Origin of the sequence: Dactylosporangium sp. NPDC000555 (assembly GCF_040300025.1) — a bacterium.
Lineage (GTDB): Bacteria > Actinomycetota > Actinomycetes > Mycobacteriales > Micromonosporaceae > Dactylosporangium.
Genome location: NZ_JBEPDB010000094.1, coordinates 16,338 through 33,692 on the forward strand (window position 1 = coordinate 16,338; position 17,355 = coordinate 33,692).

Sequence of the window (17,355 nt, forward strand, 5' to 3'; positions counted from 1 at the left end):
GTCAGCTCCTCACCAGCAGTGCGACCGGATAGGTGGCGAGCACGTCGCCGAGCGCCGCGGACGCCACCGCGCGCCCGGTCAGGGCATCGGTCCAAGCGCCACCGGGCAGCTTCAGCTCGGTGTCACCCCAGCCGCCGCCGGCCGCCAGCCCGACCGGCAGCCGGGTGGCGACGCTCAGCGCCCCGCCCCGGTCGAACGCCACCACGTGCCGCTCGGCCGGGCCGGCCGCGGCCACCGGCCGGTAACCGCCGAACAGCTCCGGCCGGTCCCGGCGCAGCCGCAGCGTGCGGCTGACGACGAGCAGCTTCGCCGCGCCGGAGACGTCCACCGGCGGCAGCGCGACCCCGGCCCCTCCGGCCGGCACCGCCGCCACGTCGAGCGCGGCCAGCAGGTCGCGGCGCTCGGCGAAGTCGACCGGGCGGCGGTTGTCCGGGTCGACCAGGGAGTCCTCCCACAGCTCGGTGCCCTGGTACACGTCGGGGACGCCGGGCATGGTCAGCTGCACCAGCTTCTGGCCCAGCGAGTTGCTCCAGCCGAACGGCGTGATCCGGGCCGCGAACGTCGCCACCTCCTCGCGCAGCTCCTCGTCGGCGAAGACCCGCGCCAGGGCCGCCTCCACGGCGTCCTCGAACGCCGCGTCCGGCGCCTCCCACGACGTGGAGCGGTTCGCCTCGCGGGCGGCCTTCTCGAAGTACCGCCGCAACCGCCCCTGCTCGACGGGCCAGACGCCCACCAGGGTCTGCCAGAACAGCTCCTCGAACGACGGGTCGGGCAGCGGGGCGACCGCGCGCCAGCCCCGCTGGACCTCGGCCCACTCGGCGGTGATCTCGCTGAGCACCGCCAGGCGGGCCCGCACGTCCTCGCCGCGCTTCGTGTCGTGCGTGGACAGGGTGGTCATGCCCGCCGGCCACTGCCGGTGGCGGCGCGCGGCGGCCTCGTGGAACTCCTCCGGCTCGACCCCGTAGCGCGAAGGGTCGCCGCCGACCTCGTTCAGGGCGATGAACCGGTTCCAGCGGTACATCGCGGTGTCCTCCACGCCCTTGGCCATGACGGCGCCGGTGAGCTGCTGGAAGCGCGTGCACAGCTCGTCGTCCGGGTCCGTGAGGCGCGGGACGAGCGCGTCGATCGCCTCGGCCAGGTCGGGCCGCTCCTGCCGGGCCCGGCGCACGGCCTCGTCGAAGACCTCCCTGCCGTATGGCAGGTAGGTTCGGTAGATATCGAAATGTATGGCAAGCTCGGCCAGTGCGGGCTCGGCGTCGCCGCCGGTCACCCGGGCCAGCCGGTGCAGTTCCGCGCCGAAGAGCCGCTGCGTGACGTCGCGTTTACGCTCGCGCGCCTCCTCGTCCCACGGCGTCTCCGGCGCCGGCGGGGACGCCGGGTCGATGAACAGACCACACACCTCGGCCAGGGCGTCGTAGCCGGTGGTGCCGTCGACCGGCCACTGCGGCGGCAGCGGCTCACCGCGCTCCAGGATCTTCTCCACCACCAGCCACGTGTCCGGCGCGGCCTCGCGCAGCCGCGCCAGATAGCCGCCGGGGTCGAGCAGCCCGTCGGGGTGGTCGACCCGGATGCCGTCGACCAGGCCCTCGCGCACCCAGCGCAGGATCTCCGCGTGCGTGGCCGCGAAGACCGCCGGGTCCTCGACGCGCACGCCCACGAGCTCGGTGACGGCGAAGAACCGCCGGTAGTTGAGCCGCTCGTTGCCCTCGCGCCAGCAGACCAGGCGGTAGTGCTGGCGCCCGTGGACCTGCTGGGGGGTGCCCTCGCCGGTGCCCTCCGCGATCGGGAAGCGGTGCTCGAAGTACCGCAGCTCGTCCCCGTCGACGCGCAGGTCGGCAAGCGACGGCGAGCCGAGCACGGGCACGACGAGCGGGCCCGTCTCCCAGTCGATGTCGAACCAGCCGGCGTACCGGCTGCCGCGGCCGTGCTTGAGCACGTCCCACCACATCGGGTTGGCGGCCGGCTGGAACAGCCCCATGTGGTTGGGCACGATGTCGGCGACGAGGCCGAGGCCCTGCCCGCGCAGCGCCGCCACGAGCCGGTCGAGGGCCGCCGCGCCGCCCAGCTGCGGGCCGACCAGCCGCGGGTCGACGACGTCGTAGCCGTGCGGCGAGCCGGGCGTCGCGGCCAGCAGCGGCGCCGAGTACAGGTGGCTCGCGCCGAGGTCGCGCAGGTACCCCGCCAGCTCCGCGGTCGTGTCCAGGTCGAAGTCCGGCCGGACCTGCACCCGGTAGGTGCCCGAGAGGCTCGTCATGCGGTGCGGTCCAGCACGACGATGGACCGGTCCGGCACCGTGATCGTCCCGCCGGCGGTGTAGGAGACGCTGTCGCGGGCCGGGCCGGCGGCGGTCGCGATCACCAGCTCCCACTCCTTGCCGTACTCCTGCTGCGGTACCACGAAGTCCAGCGGGTCGGAGTGGGCGTTGAAGCACAGCAGGAACGAGTCGTCGACGTGGCGCTCCCCGTGCGAGCCGCGCTCGGTGATGGACTCGCCGTTGACGAACAGCATCAGCGCCTTGCCGAAGTGGTCGTCCCAGTCCTCCTCGGTCATCTGCCGCCCGTCGGTGGCGAACCAGGCCACGTCCGGGATCGCCGTGACCTCGGCGCGGGCGACCGGCCGGCCGGTGAAGAACCGGCGCCGGCGGAACACCCGGTGCCGCTCCCGGAACAGCGCCAGTCCCCGCACGAACGCGAGCAGCTGCTCGTCGACCGTGTGCCAGTCGATCCAGCTGATCTCGTTGTCCTGGCAGTAGGCGTTGTTGTTGCCGCCCTGGGTGCGGCCCAGCTCGTCACCGGCGCAGATCATCGGCACGCCCTGCGACAGCATCAGCGTGGTGAGGAAGTTGCGCCGCTGCTTGGCCCGCAGCGAGCCGATCGCCGGGTCGTCGCTCGGCCCCTCGACCCCGCAGTTCCAGGAGCGGTTGTAGCTCTCCCCGTCGCGGTTGTCCTCGGTGTTGGCCTCGTTGTGCTTGTCGTTGTAGGAGACGAGGTCGTTGAGCGTGAAGCCGTCGTGGCAGGTGACGAAGTTGATGCTGGCGAACGGGCGGCGGCCGTCGTCCTGGTAGAGGTCGGCGGAGCCGCAGATGCGCGAGGCGAACTCGCCCAGCGTCGCCGGCTCGCCGCGCCAGAAGTCGCGTACGGTGTCGCGGAAGCGGCCGTTCCACTCCGTCCACAGCGGCGGGAAGTTGCCGACCTGGTAGCCGCCGGGGCCGACGTCCCAGGGCTCGGCGATCAGCTTCACCTGGTTGACGACCGGATCCTGCTGTACCACCTCGAAGAAGGTGGACAGGCGGTCCACCTCGTAGAACTCCCGCGCGAGGGTGGAGGCGAGGTCGAAGCGGAACCCGTCGACGCGCATCTCCGTGATCCAGTAGCGCAGCGAGTCCATCACCAGCTGCAGCGAGTGCGGGTTGCGCACGTTGAGGCTGTTGCCGGTGCCCGTGTAGTCGGTGTAGTAGCGGTTGTCGTCGTCGTCGAGCTTGTAGTAGTGGCCGTTGTCCAGGCCGCGGAAGCTCAGCGTCGGTCCGAGATGGTTGCCCTCGGCCGTGTGGTTGTAGACCACGTCGAGGATGACCTCGATGCCGGCCGCGTGCAGCGCCTTGACCATGCCGCGGAACTCCTGCACCTGCTGGCCGCGGTGCCGGCGGGCGTAGCCGTGGTACGGGGCGAAGAAGCCGATCGTGTTGTAGCCCCAGTAGTTCGACAGCCCGAGCTCGACGAGGCGCTGGTCGTGCACGAAGTGGTGCACCGGCAGCAGCTCCAGGGCCGTGATGCCCAGACGCTTGAGGTGCTCGACGATCGCCGGGTGGGCGATGCCGGCGTACGTGCCTCGCAGCTCCTCGGGCACGCCCGGGTGGCGCATGGTCAGGCCCTTCACGTGCGCCTCGTAGACCACGGTGTGGTGGTACGCCACGCGCGGGGCGGCGTCGTTGGCCCAGTCGAAGTACGGGTTCACGACGACCGCCTTCGGCATGAACGGCGCCGAGTCGGCCGTCGACATCCGCTCGGGGTCGGTGAAGTCGTAGCCGTACACCGCGGGATCCCAGTTGATGTCGCCGTCGATCGCCTTGGCGTACGGGTCCAGCAGCAGCTTGTGCGGGTTGCAGCGCAGCCCCCGGGCGGGCTCGTACGGCCCGTGGACGCGGAAGCCGTAGCGCTGCCCCGGCTCGGCACCCGGCAGGTATGCGTGCCACACGAACGCGTCGACCTCGACCAGCCTGATGCGCTCCTCGTTGTCGTGGTCGTCGAAGAGGCACAGCTCCACGGAATCGGCCACCTCGCTGAAGATGGCGAAGTTGGTCCCCTGTCCGTCGTAGGTCGCCCCCAGTGGATACCGGTTGCCCGGCCAGACCTGCATGCTCGCTCCTGCTGTCGTTGCCCGGCACCGCGGCGAACGGCGGAACCCGTTGCCACGGTGTTACGTGCGTCGAAAGTTCACGCACGGCTACGCGTGAAGCCGGTTGGTATATGCCCACCGCACCCAATAATGAATCGTGCCCGGCCCGCGGTCGGATTTCCGACAGGGACTCGGGATGAACCTCAGGCGAATTCAGCCGTGGCGCGCGTTTCAAACAAGGGGGAACGGATCATAGTTGGGCACATGCCCCCAGGATCGGTGATGACCTTCGGCCCCCATGCCTGTAGCACGCCGGCAGGATTCGAGTCCGAATGGCTGGTGACCGACGGCCTCGGGGGATACGCGACCGGCACGATCGCGGGACTGCGCACGCGCCGCTACCACGCGCTGCTCGTCACGCCGCGGCGCCGCGTCGCGCTCGCCGGCCTCGACCCGGTGCTGAGCGTCCCCGGCCGCCCCGACGCCCGCCTCGCCGTGCACGAGTGGGCCTCCGGCGCGCTGGACCCGGCCGGACACCATCTCCTGGAGTCGTTCGACGTCACGGACTCGGTGCCGCGCTGGCGCTGGCGGATCGGCGAGTACGTCCTGGAGCGCGAGATCGCGATGCCGTACGGGCGCAACGCGGTGGCGGTCGTGCACCGGCTCGTCGCCGCGCCGCCGGGCGCCTCGGTCCGCCTCGCGCTGACGGCGCTGTGCACCTGGCGGGACGCGGATGCCGAGCGCTTCCACGACGGTCCCGGCCTCGCCATGGACGGCACCGTCCTGGAACACGGGGCCTACCGCCTCGACGGTCCCGGCTGGAAGCCGATCGGGCAGTGGTACCACGACGCCTACCACCGCGAGGAGGCCGCCCGCGGGCTCAACCCCGTCGAGGACCTCTGGGCCGCCGGCACGTTCGAGGGCGTCCTGCACCCCGGCGAGACGCTCACCGTCACCGCCTGTTCGGACGGCTTCGACACGCCCCTGCCGCCGGGCCCCGCCGTCGTCGACGCGGCCCGCCGCCGCGCCCGCAAGCTGATGCGCCAGGCCGGCGCCCGCGGCACCGTCGACCGGCTGCTCGCGCTGGCCGCCGACCGGTTCATCGTCTCGGACGGGGGCGCGCCCGCGGTGATCGCCGGGTATCCGTGGCTGGGCGGCTACCTGCGCGACACGATGACCGCCTACGAGGGCCTGTTCCTGCACACCGGCCGCTTCGCCGAGGGCCGCCGGCTGCTGCGGGAGCACGCCGCGCTGGGCGCGCGGATGCGGGAGGAGACGCTCGACGACGCCGACGGGCCGCTGTGGTACGTCCACGCCGTCGAGCGCCACGTCGCCCGCACCGGCGACGACCAGCTGGCACGGGAGCTGCTGCCCGCCGTCGAGGGGGTCGTCGCGGCGTACACCAAGGGCACTCGCGACGGCGTGCGCGAGGACCCCCACGACGGCCTGCTCGCGCTCGACGCCGACCACGTCGGCCTCACCTGGATGAACGCGCGGCTGCCCCAGGGCCAGGACGCCCAGCCCGGCCCGCCGGAGCCTCACGAGGACGGCCGGCCCGAGGCGGTGACCCCGCGCGACGGCAAGCCGGTGGAGCTCAACGCCCTGTGGGCCAACGCGCTCGGCGCCGTCGCCGCGCTGCGGGAGCGGTGCGGCCGGGACGCCTCCGTCGTCCACGCGCGCCGCGACGCGGTCCGGGCCCAGTTCGTCAAGCGCTTCCGGGCGCCCGACGGCTGGCTGTTCGACGTCGTCGAGGCCGGCCCCGCGCCCTACCCGAAGGGCGGCAGCGGGGTGCACGACGACTCGGTGCTGCGCCCCAACCAGCTGCTGGCGTTCAGCCTGCCGTATGCCCCCGCCGCCGACGAGGCGCACCTGCGCGACAACGTGCTGCGGGCCGTCGGCGCCGAACTGCTCACGCCGCTGGGGCTGCGGACGCTTCCCGTGGGCGAATACGGGTACTGCGGTGTCCATCGTGGCGGCGTGTGCGCCCGGGACACCGCGTATCACCAGGGGACGGTGTGGCCGTGGTGGCTCGGGCCGTACACCGACACGCTGCTCGCCGCCGGCCGTCCGGCTGACGCGCTGCTCAGCGCCGTTGAGGCACATTTGGGCGAGTGCGGTCTCGGGTCGGTGAGCGAGATCGCGGAGGGTGACGCCCCCCACCGCCCGACCGGGGCGCCGTTCTCGGCCCGTTCGGTGGCCGCGATCCTGCACGCACGCACGGTGATCAGGCAAAACTGCAACTTGCAGGGAACGGCGAACGGGGACTCGCCGGTGGAAAAAACGAAATTGGCCCGCGAAGCCCGTCCGCGCGCGCGTCGGAACGCGCTACGGTGACAGTCGGCGACGAGAGGTATCCGCCATGCGCGTATTGATGATCGCCTGGGATTTTCCGTCGAGTGAAGCATCAGCCGCCCGCCGGGGCCGTATCGCCGCATTGTCGTCGGCCCTCGTCGCGGGTGGCCACGAGGTCACGGTGGTCAGCCGGCACCGGCCCGGCGCGCCCACGAACGAGACGTCCGGCGGCGTCCGGGTGGTCCGGGCCTGCGCGCCGCCCCCGCTCGACGACACCGACCTCGGTCACACCGACCTCGCCCACACCATGGCCGTCAACCACCTGCTGGCGGAGGCCGCGATCCGCTCCGCCCCCGCCGCGGGCTACGAGGTGATCCACGCCCACGACTGGCTCGTCACCCACGCCGCCGTCACCCTCAAGGAGCTCTTCGGCATCCCGTTCGTCGCCACGCTGCAGGCCACGGAGGCGGGCCGGCAGCACGGCTACCTGCCGGGCGAGACGAGCCGCCGCGTGCACTCGGTGGAGTGGTGGCTGGGCTCGGAGGCGTGCCGCGTCATCGTGCCGACCGAGTACCTGCGCTGGGAGGTCCAGCACCTCTTCGACGTCTCCGCCGAGCGCGTCGACATCGTGCCGAACGGCATCGACCCGGACATCTGGACCGCCGAGCCCCGCGCCGTGCTCTCCGCGCGTCTCCGCTTCGCCGGCGAGGGCCCCCTGCTGGTCTACGCCGGCCGCCTGATCGCCGAGAAGGGCGTGCAGGACCTCCTCGCCGCCATGCCCGCGATCCGCGAGCGCCACCCCGGCACCCGCGCCGTCGTCGTCGGTGACGGCGACTACCGCGGCACCCTCATCGAGGAGGCGCGCCGCCTCAAGCTGCACCGCGCGGTCTCCTTCCCCGGCACCCTCGACCAGCACACCCTCGCCGCGGTCCTGGCCGCCGCGGACGGCTTCGTCATGCCGAGCCGCTACGAGCCGACCGGCACCGTGGCCCTGGAGGCCGCCGCCTCGGGCGCCGCCCTCGTGGTCGCCTCCACTGGCGGCCTGGCCTCGATCGTCGAGCACGGCGTCACCGGCATCCGTTTCCCCGCCGGCGACCCCGACGGCCTGGCCGACGCCGTCGGCGCCCTGCTGCAAGACCCGATGTTCGCCCAGACCCTCGCCTCCCGAGCCCGCCGGATGGTCCGAGAGCGCCACTCCTGGCACGCGATCGCCGCGCGCACCGCCGCCGTCTACGGCGTCGCGGTGGACGAGTCCCCGGCCTTCGAGGCCCGCCGCCGGGCCGCCGTGCTGGACAGCGGCCTGCCGGTCGTCCTCGTGCCGCCGGGCAACCTGCTCGCCGACCCCCCGCGCGTCCCGGTCGGGGAACGCCCGTCCAGCCTGGTCCGCGCCGCCGCCGAGGAGGCTGCCTGGCAGGCCGGCGCCGACGCGGCGAGGGCGGCGATGGCCGCCGAGGGCAACCCTTGGACGGCGGACGCCGCTGACCGCGAGGCCGCCGACCGCGACGCCGCCGCACGAGCCGCCGCGGCCCCGTTCGACGTGGTGATGGCCGCGATAGAGCGCCGCTGACCTTGCGCTTGCTGGTCGATGCATCGCCGCAGGGCCGTGCCAACGGCATCGGCCCGTGATGGCCTGGGCGTCAGAAGGCAGGCTCTGGAGCGGACGAGTCTCACTAGCCGTCGTGCGGGCATTCCGCAATACGCCGTACGATGCTGGCTGGTGCCTCGACGGCCGGCCTCAGCCGCGCCGCCGAGGAGCCCGGGCGGGGCGTCGCCGCCGGTGGCAGAGGGTCCCTCGCAAACGGTGACAGACGCCGACTGGCCCTGCAGCCGGCCGTAATGGATCAGGTGAACTCAGGTAGCGAGTGCACCCGTCGTTCGGCGAGGTCCGGCAGGTGCCGGGCAGCAGCCACGAAGTCGTTGTCGTCGTGCAGGACAACGAGTCCGCGGATGGCCGCACAAGCGCAGAGCAGCAGGTCTACGCAGGACAGCGCTCGATGCGCCCCGGCTCGCAGCAGGCGATACTGCGCCGACTCGACCCACTGCCACGCCGTCTTCGGTATCGGAACGTCCGGATAGAGATCAACGAACATCGAGGACATTTGCTCGTACTCGTCGAGGTTGCGGGCGGACCGGCGAAACTCGGTGCGTTGAGGCTGGCACGATCCGATCGCGTGATCGGAGATCACGGTGGTCCAGCCTGCCCGCACGTCCGGGTCACGCAGCAGTCGCCACAGGGCCGACGAGTCCACCAGGTAGCGCATCACGCAGCGGGCGCCTTGCCAGCCGAGTGCATTTTCTGCCACCCCTCGTAGTCCCAGGCTTGAGCTGCGGCGACGTAGTGATCGAGCGCCGCGATGCGGCGATGCCGAGCTGCATACTCCCGCAACGCGAGGTTCACAGTGTCCTTCTTGCTCCGCGCGCCAGACAGTCGCATCGCCTCGGCCAGCGCGTCATCGTCAAGGTCAATTTGAGTAACCGTCATCATGACTCCTGTGGACGATGTACATGGCGTCGATACATTACCAACATAGCAGGCGCTGCCCGCTTGTTGCCGGCCCGGCTACGGCTGGGCGGCGTGCGTGGCCAGCCAGTCCTGCAGCGGGCGGCAGCCGCGGAGGAACTCCTCCACGTGGGTGCGGGCCTTCGCCGTGCCCAGCCAGGGCTTCAGCGGGAACTGGTGCCACGCGATCAGGCCCTTGTGGCGCAGCAGTCCGGCCCGAGGGTGCTCCTTGTCGAAGCCGCGTGGCACCGACTTGAGCTGCTCGCGCGACGTGACCGACCAGCCGCGCGCCTCCAGGCCGGCGACGATGACGGCCAGCCGCCCGCCGGTGAGGTCGTCGGCGACGGACTGACGGTAGCGGGCCAGGCGGGCCGGGTCCATCATGTACGCGCCGGCGCCCGCGGCCAGCCCGTGCGCCGTGAGCTGGATGTACCCGCCGCGCTCGAACGACGCCGCGCACGACGTCTTGTACGGGGACTTGTCCGCGCTGAACCGCACGTCGCGGTAGGGGCGGAAGATCTTCGCCGGCCCGAACTCGGCCTCGAGCTCGGCGAGCAGCTCCGTCATCGGGCCGCGCACCTGCTCCTCGTAGACCGCCTTGTGCGCGGTCCAGTACGTCTTCGAGTTGTCCGCCTCGAGCCCGTCGTAGAACTCCAGCGCCTCGACCGGCCAGCCGTGGAACGTCACGAACAGGAGCTTACGACGACACCAGGTGTCAGCCGGCGCGGCGGCGGGCCCGGCGCATGGCGAGCTCGTCGCCGGCGGCGAAGGCCTCGTCGGTGCTGGTGCCGGTGGCCGGGGGCGCGGGGAGTTCCTCGCCCGTGGCGGCGGCCTCGGCGGGCAGGTGCGACAGGGTGCCCTCGATCTCCTTGAACGCACCGGCGATCGCGATGCCGAAGACGCCCTGGCCGCCCTGGAGGAGGTCGACGACCTCTTCGGGGGAGCGGCACTCGTAGACGGTGGTCCCGTCGGAGATGAGCGTGATCCCGGCGAGGTCACCGACGCCGCGGGAGCGCAGGGTGTCGATCGCCTTGCGGATGTTCTGGAGGGAGACGCCGGCATCGAGGAGGCGCTTGACGACCTTGAGCACGACGATGTCGCGGAACGAGTAGAGGCGCTGGCTGCCGGAGCCGGCGGCGTCGCGCACGGAGGGGACGACGAGGCCGGTGCGCGCCCAGTAGTCGAGCTGGCGGTAGCTGATGCCGGCGGCGTGGCACGCGGTCGGGCCGCGATAGCCGACGTCCTCGGCCTCGGCGATGCTCGGTCCGGCGGCGGTCGTCGCGGTGCCGGAGGCCGTGCGTGAACCCGTCTGTGAGGGCGTCACCTGGGCGTGCTCAGGGGCATGACCGGATGTCCCGGGATCGGGCGGCTGTTGCATTGCGACCCACCTCCAGCGTCAACACCCGCAACCCTATAGCGCACCTTGAGAGTCAGCGGGGATGTAACGCCGCGACACGCCGCGTGCCGGTACACGAATCTTGCGCGCCGGCGGGCGGCGGGGGTCCACCGCTGGCGAACGGCGCCTCGGCGGTGCGGTCGACCCACGCTCGACGCTACCCGGCGAGCGGCCTCCCGGCGTGCGGAGCCGCGGAACCCCACCCGGGTGAACCGCGAGCCCCAGAACGGGGGACCACCCGGTGGCCAGCAAATCACACCAATGATCGCCCCGGGTCGCGAGGGTCGGCGGCACGCGCGGTGTCCGGTGGTGCCTGCCATGGCGCGCGTCGGGGCCGTTCACTCCGGGATGGCGCTCAGTCAACCGCGAGCCTCGGCTCAGTCAACCGCGAGCCTCGGGGAGCTGCCGCCCGGGCAAGTGCCGGACCGTCCTTCGCGGAGGGCGGTCAGCCGGCGAAGTCCTCCGGGCGGACCTGCTCCAGGAACTCGCGGAACTTCTCGACCTCGTCCTCCTGCTCGTCCGGGATGACGATCGCGGCCTCGGTCAGGACCTGGTCGGCACAGCGGATCGGGGCGCCTACGCGCAGGGCCAGAGCGATCGAGTCGCTCGGGCGGGCCGAGACCCGGACGTTTTCGCCGATGACGAGCTCGGCGTAGAAGATGTTGTCGCGCATCTCCACGATCTCGACGGCGTGCAGCGGTGCCTTCAAGGCTGCCAGCATGTCGCGCATCAGGTCGTGGGTGAGCGGCCGCGCCGGCTTGACCCCCTGCTGCTCGTAGGCGATCGCGGTCGCCTCCACCGCGCCGATCCAGATCGGCAGGTAGCGGTCGCCGTCGACCTCCTTGAGCAACACGATGGGCTGATTGGTGGGCAGCTCCACGCGAACCCCGACCACATTCAGCTCTCGCACTGCCGCCGCCTCCGTGTCGACTACCCTCTCCCTGCACGTTACACGGACACCACCGCAGTCGTGCCACTCGCAAGGCCGGTGTGGTGGACCGAGTGGTGAAGATCGCCCGCGGGACCGCAGCGGAGATCGGCTATTTCCCCAGGATCTCCCGCAGCCCCGCGCGGACCAGGGCGGCGTGCACGCGCTGGGTGAGCGCGGCGAGTTCGTGCACGGTGTCGGCCGCGCGGGCGCGGCCAGCCGGGCCGTTCTGCCTGGTCATCGGGGTGATGAGCTGGCTGAACAGGCCGATCTCACGGTCGGCGGCGGTCCGGTACGCGCGCAGGTGCCGCGGCTCGAGGCCGAACTCCGCCAGGCGGGCCGCGGCGGTGGCGACCTCCAGGGCGTCGGCGTCGTAGCCGCTGCCGAGGCGGGGCTTGAGCAGACCGTGATCCTCCAGCGCCTTGAGCCCGGACTCGGCCAGCCCGGTCTTGGTCAGCAGCTCGTCGCGGGTGAGCCGCACCTCGGAGGGAGGCTCCTGGGGTACCACCGCGGAAACTTCGGCGAGGGGCTCCCGCATCGTGGCCAGGTGCTCGCGAATGACGCGAAGCGGGAGGTACTGGTCACGCTGGGCGGTCAGCACGTAGCGGAGCCGGGCGATGTCCGTCCAGGTGTACTTGCGATACCCGGCCGGGGTGCGCCGCGGCTCGACGAGCCCCTCCGTCTCCAGGAACCGCAGCTTGGAGATGGTGACGTCCGGGAAGTCGCCGCGCAGGTGCGCGAGGACCTCGCCGATGCTCATGAGACGCTCACCCCGGGTGAGGTCCTCACCCGGGGTGGCAGAGTTCCAGGCGGCCGCCGACGCCGTCATCGCCTCAGCTCTCGTCGGGGCGCGGTCCTGCCACGAATACGAGGCGGAACTTGCCGATCTGGACCTCGTCGCCATTGCTGAGCGTGGCGGCCTCGACACGCTCCCGGTTGACGTACGTGCCGTTGAGGCTGCCGACGTCGCGGACCGTGAAGGTGCCGCCCTCGCGGTGGAACTCGGCGTGGCGGCGCGAGACCGTCACGTCGTCGAGGAAGATGTCACTGTCAGGGTGCCGGCCGCTCGTCGTCACGTCATGGTCGAGCAGGAAGCGCGCGCCGGCGTTCGGGCCGCGGCGCACCGCGAGCAGAGCGGTGCCAGGCGGCAGCGAACCCGACATGCGCGTGGGGACCATGTCAGTGTCCGGCCCCTCGATGGCATCCTCAATGGCGCCAAGGTTGAGCGTGGACGTGACGTCGAGCGGGGGGAACTCGTCGTCTGGGCGCGTCATCGAACCACCTCACGGTCGTATGTCGGTGTCTACCGGCTGCATTCCACGATGCATAGGAAGGATGCATCAGAATGCCGGAAACGCATACGGTTGACTGGGCGAGCCTAGTCACGCCCGAAATATCGGGTCAACCGGACGCGCGGCAAATGGACTGGCGGAAATTCGGGGGGTCAGCCGACGGTCAGTTCGCCGTAGGCCTTGGCGTCGAGCAGGGCGTCGACCGCGGCCGTGTCGGACACCTTGAGCTCGACCAGCCAGCCCTCGCCGTACGGGTCGGAGTTGACGAGCTCGGGCGAGCCCTCCAGTGCCGCGTTCACCGCGACGACCTCGCCGGAGACCGGCGCGTAGATCTCCGACACGCTCTTGGTCGACTCGACCTCGCCGATCGCGTCGCCGGCCTGGTGGGCGGAGCCGACCTCGGGCAGTTGCACGAACACGATGTCGCCCAGGGAGTCCTGTGCGAAGTGCGTGATACCGACCTTGAACGTGCCCTCGCCGGCCGGGGCGAGCCACTCGTGTTCGGCGGTGTACCGCAGATCCTCGGGAACCACGTGAGTCCTTCTTCGTCAGGCGGGCTTGGCGTATTGCAACGCACCGGCAGTGTGCAACGCGGTCACGTGCACCGGATCCGCTTCGCGCACGGAAACCGTACCGCCGTGCTGGCGAACGCTGTCCACGACCCCTCCCGGGATGTTCAGCGCCGTCCGCATGGTGTCCGGACCTCCGATGACGGTGATCGTATACGGCGCGGCGAGCGTCGTCCTGTCGACCACGAGCCGGCCCCCTTCCGGGGCGTCCACGAAGTACGTCGAGGCGACGATGCGCACCGCCGGCCCGTCCGCCCCGGCGATCTGCATCGCCTCGGCGCCGGCCCCGCGCAGCTCCTCGATGGCGTCGAGGACCGTTTCGGACTTTATAGCGTCGGTACCCTGCATGAGGTCGATCCGCAGCCCCGGCCCCTCGGCCGGCAGGGTGCCCGCGAGGATCCCCAGCTCGTCGGCGCGCTTGCGGGCGTCGGCGAGCGCGGCGTCGCGGCCCTGCGCGCCCGAGTCGAGCTGCCGCTGCGTGTCCTCGAGGTCGCCGATCTCGAGGCGCAGCCGCTCCTGCTGGGCGTCGAGGTCGGAGAGGATCCGCACGAGGTCCTCCGGCCGGGCGGAGGACAGCGCGGCGTCGGACCCGCCCGCCTTGACCTGCACCGCCACGGCGAAGCCGAGCAGCGCGACCAGGACGGCGATGACGAGGTTGGCCGGTTTCTTCACGGTTCAGGCTTTCCTCACGTCTCAGGCCCGGAACAGGTGACGCCGGATCGCCGCCACATTGCCGAAGATCCGCACGCCGAGCACGACCACCACCCCGGTCGAGAGCTGCCCGCCGACCCCGAGCTTGTCGCCGAGGTACACGATGAGCCCGGCCACCAGCACGTTGGCCACGAACGACACGACGAACTGCTTGTCGTCGAAGATGCCGTCGAGCTTGGCCCGGACCCCGCCGAACACCGCGTCGAGCGCCGCGACCACGGCGATCGGCAGGTACGGCAGCAGCCCCGGCGGCACGGTCGGTTCGAGGAAGATGCCGGCCGCAACCCCGATGGCCAGGGCGATCACGGCGATCATCGCGTGGGACCTCCAGAGGGAGAGGGCGAGGGGCTTCTGGCATAGCGCAGCGGCGGCTCGGCGGCCGCGGGGAGGGTCAGCTTCGTGCGCTTCTTCACGCCGAACTGCATCCGGTACTCGTCGACGAAGCGCTTGAAGCGCTTGGCGGTGACGGACCGGCCGAAGGTGTCGGCGATGTCCGGCGGCCCGATCGCGGTGACCTCGTAGGGGCTGGTCACCGGCCGGAAGTCGACCAGGATCACGCCGCCGGCGGTCCGGATCGTGCTCGTCGCCGTCAGGCGCTGCCCGTTCACGGCGATGGCCTCGGCACCGCTCTGCCACAGCCCGTTGGCGATGTCCTGCAGGTCGCGGTCGAGCACCAGGCCGAGGTTCTCCTCGGCGGTGCGGCCGGTCACCGGGTCGACCTGCGCCGGCGCGTCGACGACGCGCACCGCCACCCCGTCGCCGGTGACCTTGCTCGTGCCGGTCCTGGCCGCGAGGTCGCGCAGCCGCGACGCGTTGTCACCGCCGTCGAGCGCGTCGCGGGCCTGGTCGACCTGGGCGCGCAGCTCGGCGGCGCGCCGCTGCAGGTCGTCGGCGGTGTGCTGGCGCGAGCGGACGTCGGCCGCCAGGTCTTCGCGGGCCTTCGTGGTGCCCGGCGCGGCGGCGACCACCTGGTGATAGGCGACGGCGAGCAGAAAGCCGATGGCGAGCATCGCCACGGCCGTCAGCCAGCGCCCGGATCGCGGCGGTGCGGCGTCTCCGCGACGGGCGGCCGCCGCGGCATACCCGGGGTCGAGCGGGTTGCGGAACAGCTCGCCGAGCAGATCGTCGCGGCGGGGCAGGGTCACGCGCCCTCCTCGCTCCGCTCGTCGGTTGCGTGACCTGAAGGCTGAGCCAGCCGGTGCCTGGCCCCTCCACCCAGTCTGGCTCGATGCTGCTTCGCGAGGATCGAGCCAGACTGGGCGCCGCTTCGCTCCGGGCCGGTCACGGTACCCCGGCGGCCGCGGCGCGTCCGGCGCGCACGTGGACGGCCGCCTGGATGAAGTAGAAGACCGCGGCGACCCAGTACAGCACGATGCCCCACCACAGCAGGGCCCAGCCGCTGGGCTGCGCCCACGACCGCGCCGCCTCGCTGAAGTGCGCCAGCAGCATCATCGGGAAGCCCATGAGCAGAATCGCGGTGGCGGTCTTGCCCACGTAGTGCACGGGCGGCGGCCCGTGGCCGAGGAGTCGCAGCACGACCAGGCACAGCACCATCACGGCCTCGCGCGCGAGCAGGGCGATCGTGAACCACCACGGCACGATGTGCTCGAACGTCAGCGCGAGCAGCGTCGCCAGGATGTACAGCCGGTCGGCGAGCGGGTCGAGCAGCTCGCCCAGCCGGCTGACCTGCTTGAGCCGCCGCGCGGCGAACCCGTCCACCCAGTCGCTCAGCCCGCCGACGGCGAGCACGGCGACCGCCCAGCCCGTCGCGTCGGTGGCGAGGAACAGGTACAGGAACAATGGCACGCCGAGCAGGCGCATGAAGCTGATGAGGTTCGGGACGGTGAGCACCGGACCGAGACCCTGCCGGTCTGCCACGCCGGAATGCTAACAGCCCGCACGGGTGACGCTGTGCAGGCGCGGCTCGCTGCACCGGTCGCTACTTGAGCAGGGCAAGCGTGAAGTCGCCCGCCTGCGGGTGGTAGCCGTGGTCGAGGACCCACCGGCCGGTCAGCGCGCCGGCGAATCGGGCCACCACCGCCGGGTCCACGTAGAGCTCGTCCGGTGCCCTGGCGGCCTCGGGGCGCTGTGCGCTGAGGAAGTTCGTCGCCACCGCCCGCCGGGAAATGTCGTACATCTGTTCTAAGATGGTGAGGTAGTAGAGGGGGTCGTCCGGGTCCGGGAACTGGAAGATGCCGCTCGCGAAGACGTAGTCGTGGCGGCCCTCGGGGGCCTCGGGGGCATGGCCCGGGGGCAGCAGGGCGACGTTCGGGACGCCGCGGGATGTGGCCAGTTCGACCATGCGCGGGTCGAGGTCCACGCCGGTGTAGTCGACGGGGAGGTCCATGGGGAGGTTCACGGAGCGCAGGTGGAAGTAGAGGTCGGCGGGGCCGCAGCCCCAGTCGAGGACCGAGCCGCCGCGGTAGCCGGCCGTGCGCAGCAGGGCCTCGAAACGCAGGCGCTGCAGGTCGGCGCTGCCCCAGCCCGCGATCCGCCACGTCGGCCCGTGCAGGCCGGCGTGAAACGCGGTGATGGCGGCCGCGCGGGATCCGGATGGCGCGGCCGCGGACGGCGCGGGGCGGTCGGCGCCGCCGGTTGGGCTCAAGCCGCCGGCTGGGTTCGAATCGCCGGTTGGGTTCACATCGCCGCCTCCGTCCAGGCTCGGGCGAGGATCTCATCGACCGTCTCGGCGGGGGTCTGGTCCGAGGTGTCCAGCCACAGGCCGATCCGCGGGGTCCGGTGCCGCAGGCCGGCGTCCAGGGCCTCGACGGTCCAGTCGGTGTATGCGGTCTTCGCGCGGGCGGACTCGCGGGCGGCGACCGCGGCCGGGGAGGGGGCGAGCACGACCACGAGCAGCGGGCGGTTGCGGATCGACCCGATCAGCTCGGTCAGGTGGGGGCCGAGGACGACGTCCTGGGCCACGACGGTGAAGCCGGCCTCGAAGTAGGCGTCGGCGACCTGCGCGGTCAGGCGGTAGCGCAGGCGGAGCTGGCGTCCGGCCTCGTCGGCGGCCTCCGGGGTCATCTCGGCGCGGCCACGCACCACCATGCGGCGGAACACGTCGCCGCGCACGTGGACGGAGCGGGGGAGGCGCTCGGCCAGGGCCTGGGCGACCGTGGACTTGCCCGCGGCCTGGATGCCGGTGATCAAAATGCGTAGCGCGCAGACCCCCGGCTTCAGCCGTGGGGTTAGGGCATCAACTCCGCACGAACAGTAGATAGATACGTGCTGTATACTGTTTCTGTGTCCGTCACCCTGCGGTCGAACAGCAATGTCGTCTTCCAGTGCGCCTTCCACGTGGTGTGGTGCCCGAAGTATCGGCGACGGGTGCT

18 protein-coding genes and 1 pseudogene are annotated in these 17,355 nt (G+C 71.8%); 3 read left to right on the forward strand and 16 right to left on the reverse strand.

The window, feature by feature from the left end; all coding sequences use genetic code 11:
- Position 1 precedes the first annotated feature (1 nt).
- Entirely contained in the window at positions 2-2,254 is a 2,253-nt protein-coding gene (gene treY / locus ABT297_RS36575; protein WP_350557105.1) for a malto-oligosyltrehalose synthase, read from the reverse strand.
- Positions 2,251-4,356: a glycogen debranching protein GlgX gene (glgX, locus tag ABT297_RS36580; RefSeq protein WP_350557107.1), complete on the reverse strand. Its 2,106-nt coding sequence runs from the start codon at positions 4,354-4,356 to the stop codon at positions 2,251-2,253. The genes treY and glgX overlap by 4 nt, the downstream gene beginning before the upstream one ends.
- Before the next feature lie 261 nt (positions 4,357-4,617).
- Between glgX and ABT297_RS36585 the strand changes: the two genes are divergently transcribed.
- Both ABT297_RS36585 and ABT297_RS36590 read left to right on the forward strand, forming a co-directional pair.
- Positions 4,618-6,669 carry an amylo-alpha-1,6-glucosidase gene (locus ABT297_RS36585; protein ID WP_350557108.1) on the forward strand — a complete coding sequence of 684 codons (2,052 nt, stop codon included), beginning with the start codon at positions 4,618-4,620 and terminating at the stop codon, positions 6,667-6,669.
- Positions 6,670-6,694: 25 nt separating this feature from the next.
- Positions 6,695-8,194, forward strand: coding sequence for a glycosyltransferase family 4 protein (locus tag ABT297_RS36590; protein ID WP_350557110.1), 1,500 nt, complete (start codon positions 6,695-6,697; stop codon positions 8,192-8,194).
- A 274-nt stretch (positions 8,195-8,468) separates the two neighbouring features.
- Here ABT297_RS36590 and ABT297_RS36595 read toward each other — a convergent pair whose 3' ends face one another.
- The 14 genes from ABT297_RS36595 to ABT297_RS36660 all read right to left on the reverse strand — a co-directional run bounded on the left by ABT297_RS36595 (position 8,469) and on the right by ABT297_RS36660 (position 17,173).
- A complete protein-coding gene (locus tag ABT297_RS36595) occupies positions 8,469-8,891 on the reverse strand; it encodes a PIN domain-containing protein (RefSeq protein WP_502885702.1) in 423 nt (140 codons plus the stop codon).
- A complete protein-coding gene (locus ABT297_RS36600) occupies positions 8,888-9,112 on the reverse strand; it encodes a type II toxin-antitoxin system VapB family antitoxin (RefSeq protein ID WP_350557112.1) in 225 nt (74 codons plus the stop codon). The genes ABT297_RS36595 and ABT297_RS36600 overlap by 4 nt, the downstream gene beginning before the upstream one ends.
- Before the next feature lie 75 nt (positions 9,113-9,187).
- Positions 9,188-9,814: a DUF2461 domain-containing protein gene (locus ABT297_RS36605; protein WP_350557114.1), complete on the reverse strand. Its 627-nt coding sequence runs from the start codon at positions 9,812-9,814 to the stop codon at positions 9,188-9,190.
- A 28-nt stretch (positions 9,815-9,842) separates the two neighbouring features.
- Positions 9,843-10,451 carry a MerR family transcriptional regulator gene (locus ABT297_RS36610; protein WP_350557116.1) on the reverse strand — a complete coding sequence of 203 codons (609 nt, stop codon included), beginning with the start codon at positions 10,449-10,451 and terminating at the stop codon, positions 9,843-9,845.
- Positions 10,452-10,968: 517 nt separating this feature from the next.
- Positions 10,969-11,433, reverse strand: a complete 465-nt coding sequence (locus ABT297_RS36615) for a bifunctional nuclease family protein (RefSeq protein WP_350557117.1) — start codon at positions 11,431-11,433, stop codon at positions 10,969-10,971.
- Positions 11,434-11,563: 130 nt separating this feature from the next.
- Complete coding sequence (ftsR, locus tag ABT297_RS36620) at positions 11,564-12,280, reverse strand: transcriptional regulator FtsR (RefSeq protein WP_350557119.1); 717 nt, start codon at positions 12,278-12,280, stop codon at positions 11,564-11,566.
- A 4-nt stretch (positions 12,281-12,284) separates the two neighbouring features.
- Positions 12,285-12,725, reverse strand: a complete 441-nt coding sequence (gene odhI, locus ABT297_RS36625) for an oxoglutarate dehydrogenase inhibitor Odhl (RefSeq protein WP_350557121.1) — start codon at positions 12,723-12,725, stop codon at positions 12,285-12,287.
- A gap of 170 nt (positions 12,726-12,895) precedes the next feature.
- A complete protein-coding gene (gcvH, locus tag ABT297_RS36630; protein WP_350557123.1) occupies positions 12,896-13,276 on the reverse strand; it encodes a glycine cleavage system protein GcvH in 381 nt (126 codons plus the stop codon).
- Positions 13,277-13,291: 15 nt separating this feature from the next.
- On the reverse strand, positions 13,292-13,984 hold the full coding sequence (locus tag ABT297_RS36635; protein WP_350557125.1) for a DUF881 domain-containing protein: 693 nt from the start codon (positions 13,982-13,984) through the stop codon (positions 13,292-13,294).
- A gap of 21 nt (positions 13,985-14,005) precedes the next feature.
- A complete protein-coding gene (locus tag ABT297_RS36640) occupies positions 14,006-14,338 on the reverse strand; it encodes a small basic family protein (protein WP_350557127.1) in 333 nt (110 codons plus the stop codon).
- Positions 14,335-15,168 carry a DUF881 domain-containing protein gene (locus ABT297_RS36645; protein WP_350557128.1) on the reverse strand — a complete coding sequence of 278 codons (834 nt, stop codon included), beginning with the start codon at positions 15,166-15,168 and terminating at the stop codon, positions 14,335-14,337. Before ABT297_RS36645 ends, ABT297_RS36640 begins: the two co-directional genes overlap by 4 nt.
- A 136-nt stretch (positions 15,169-15,304) precedes the next feature.
- On the reverse strand, positions 15,305-15,901 hold the full coding sequence (clsA, locus tag ABT297_RS36650) for a cardiolipin synthase ClsA (RefSeq protein WP_502885703.1): 597 nt from the start codon (positions 15,899-15,901) through the stop codon (positions 15,305-15,307).
- Positions 15,902-15,962: 61 nt separating this feature from the next.
- Positions 15,963-16,628, reverse strand: coding sequence for a class I SAM-dependent methyltransferase (locus ABT297_RS36655; protein WP_350557130.1), 666 nt, complete (start codon positions 16,626-16,628; stop codon positions 15,963-15,965).
- A gap of 32 nt (positions 16,629-16,660) precedes the next feature.
- Positions 16,661-17,173: an AAA family ATPase gene (locus ABT297_RS36660; RefSeq protein WP_350557131.1), complete on the reverse strand. Its 513-nt coding sequence runs from the start codon at positions 17,171-17,173 to the stop codon at positions 16,661-16,663.
- Between the two features lie 93 nt (positions 17,174-17,266).
- Between ABT297_RS36660 and ABT297_RS36665 the strand changes: the two are divergent.
- Positions 17,267-17,355, forward strand: a pseudogene (locus ABT297_RS36665) (IS200/IS605 family transposase); the annotation flags it as partial.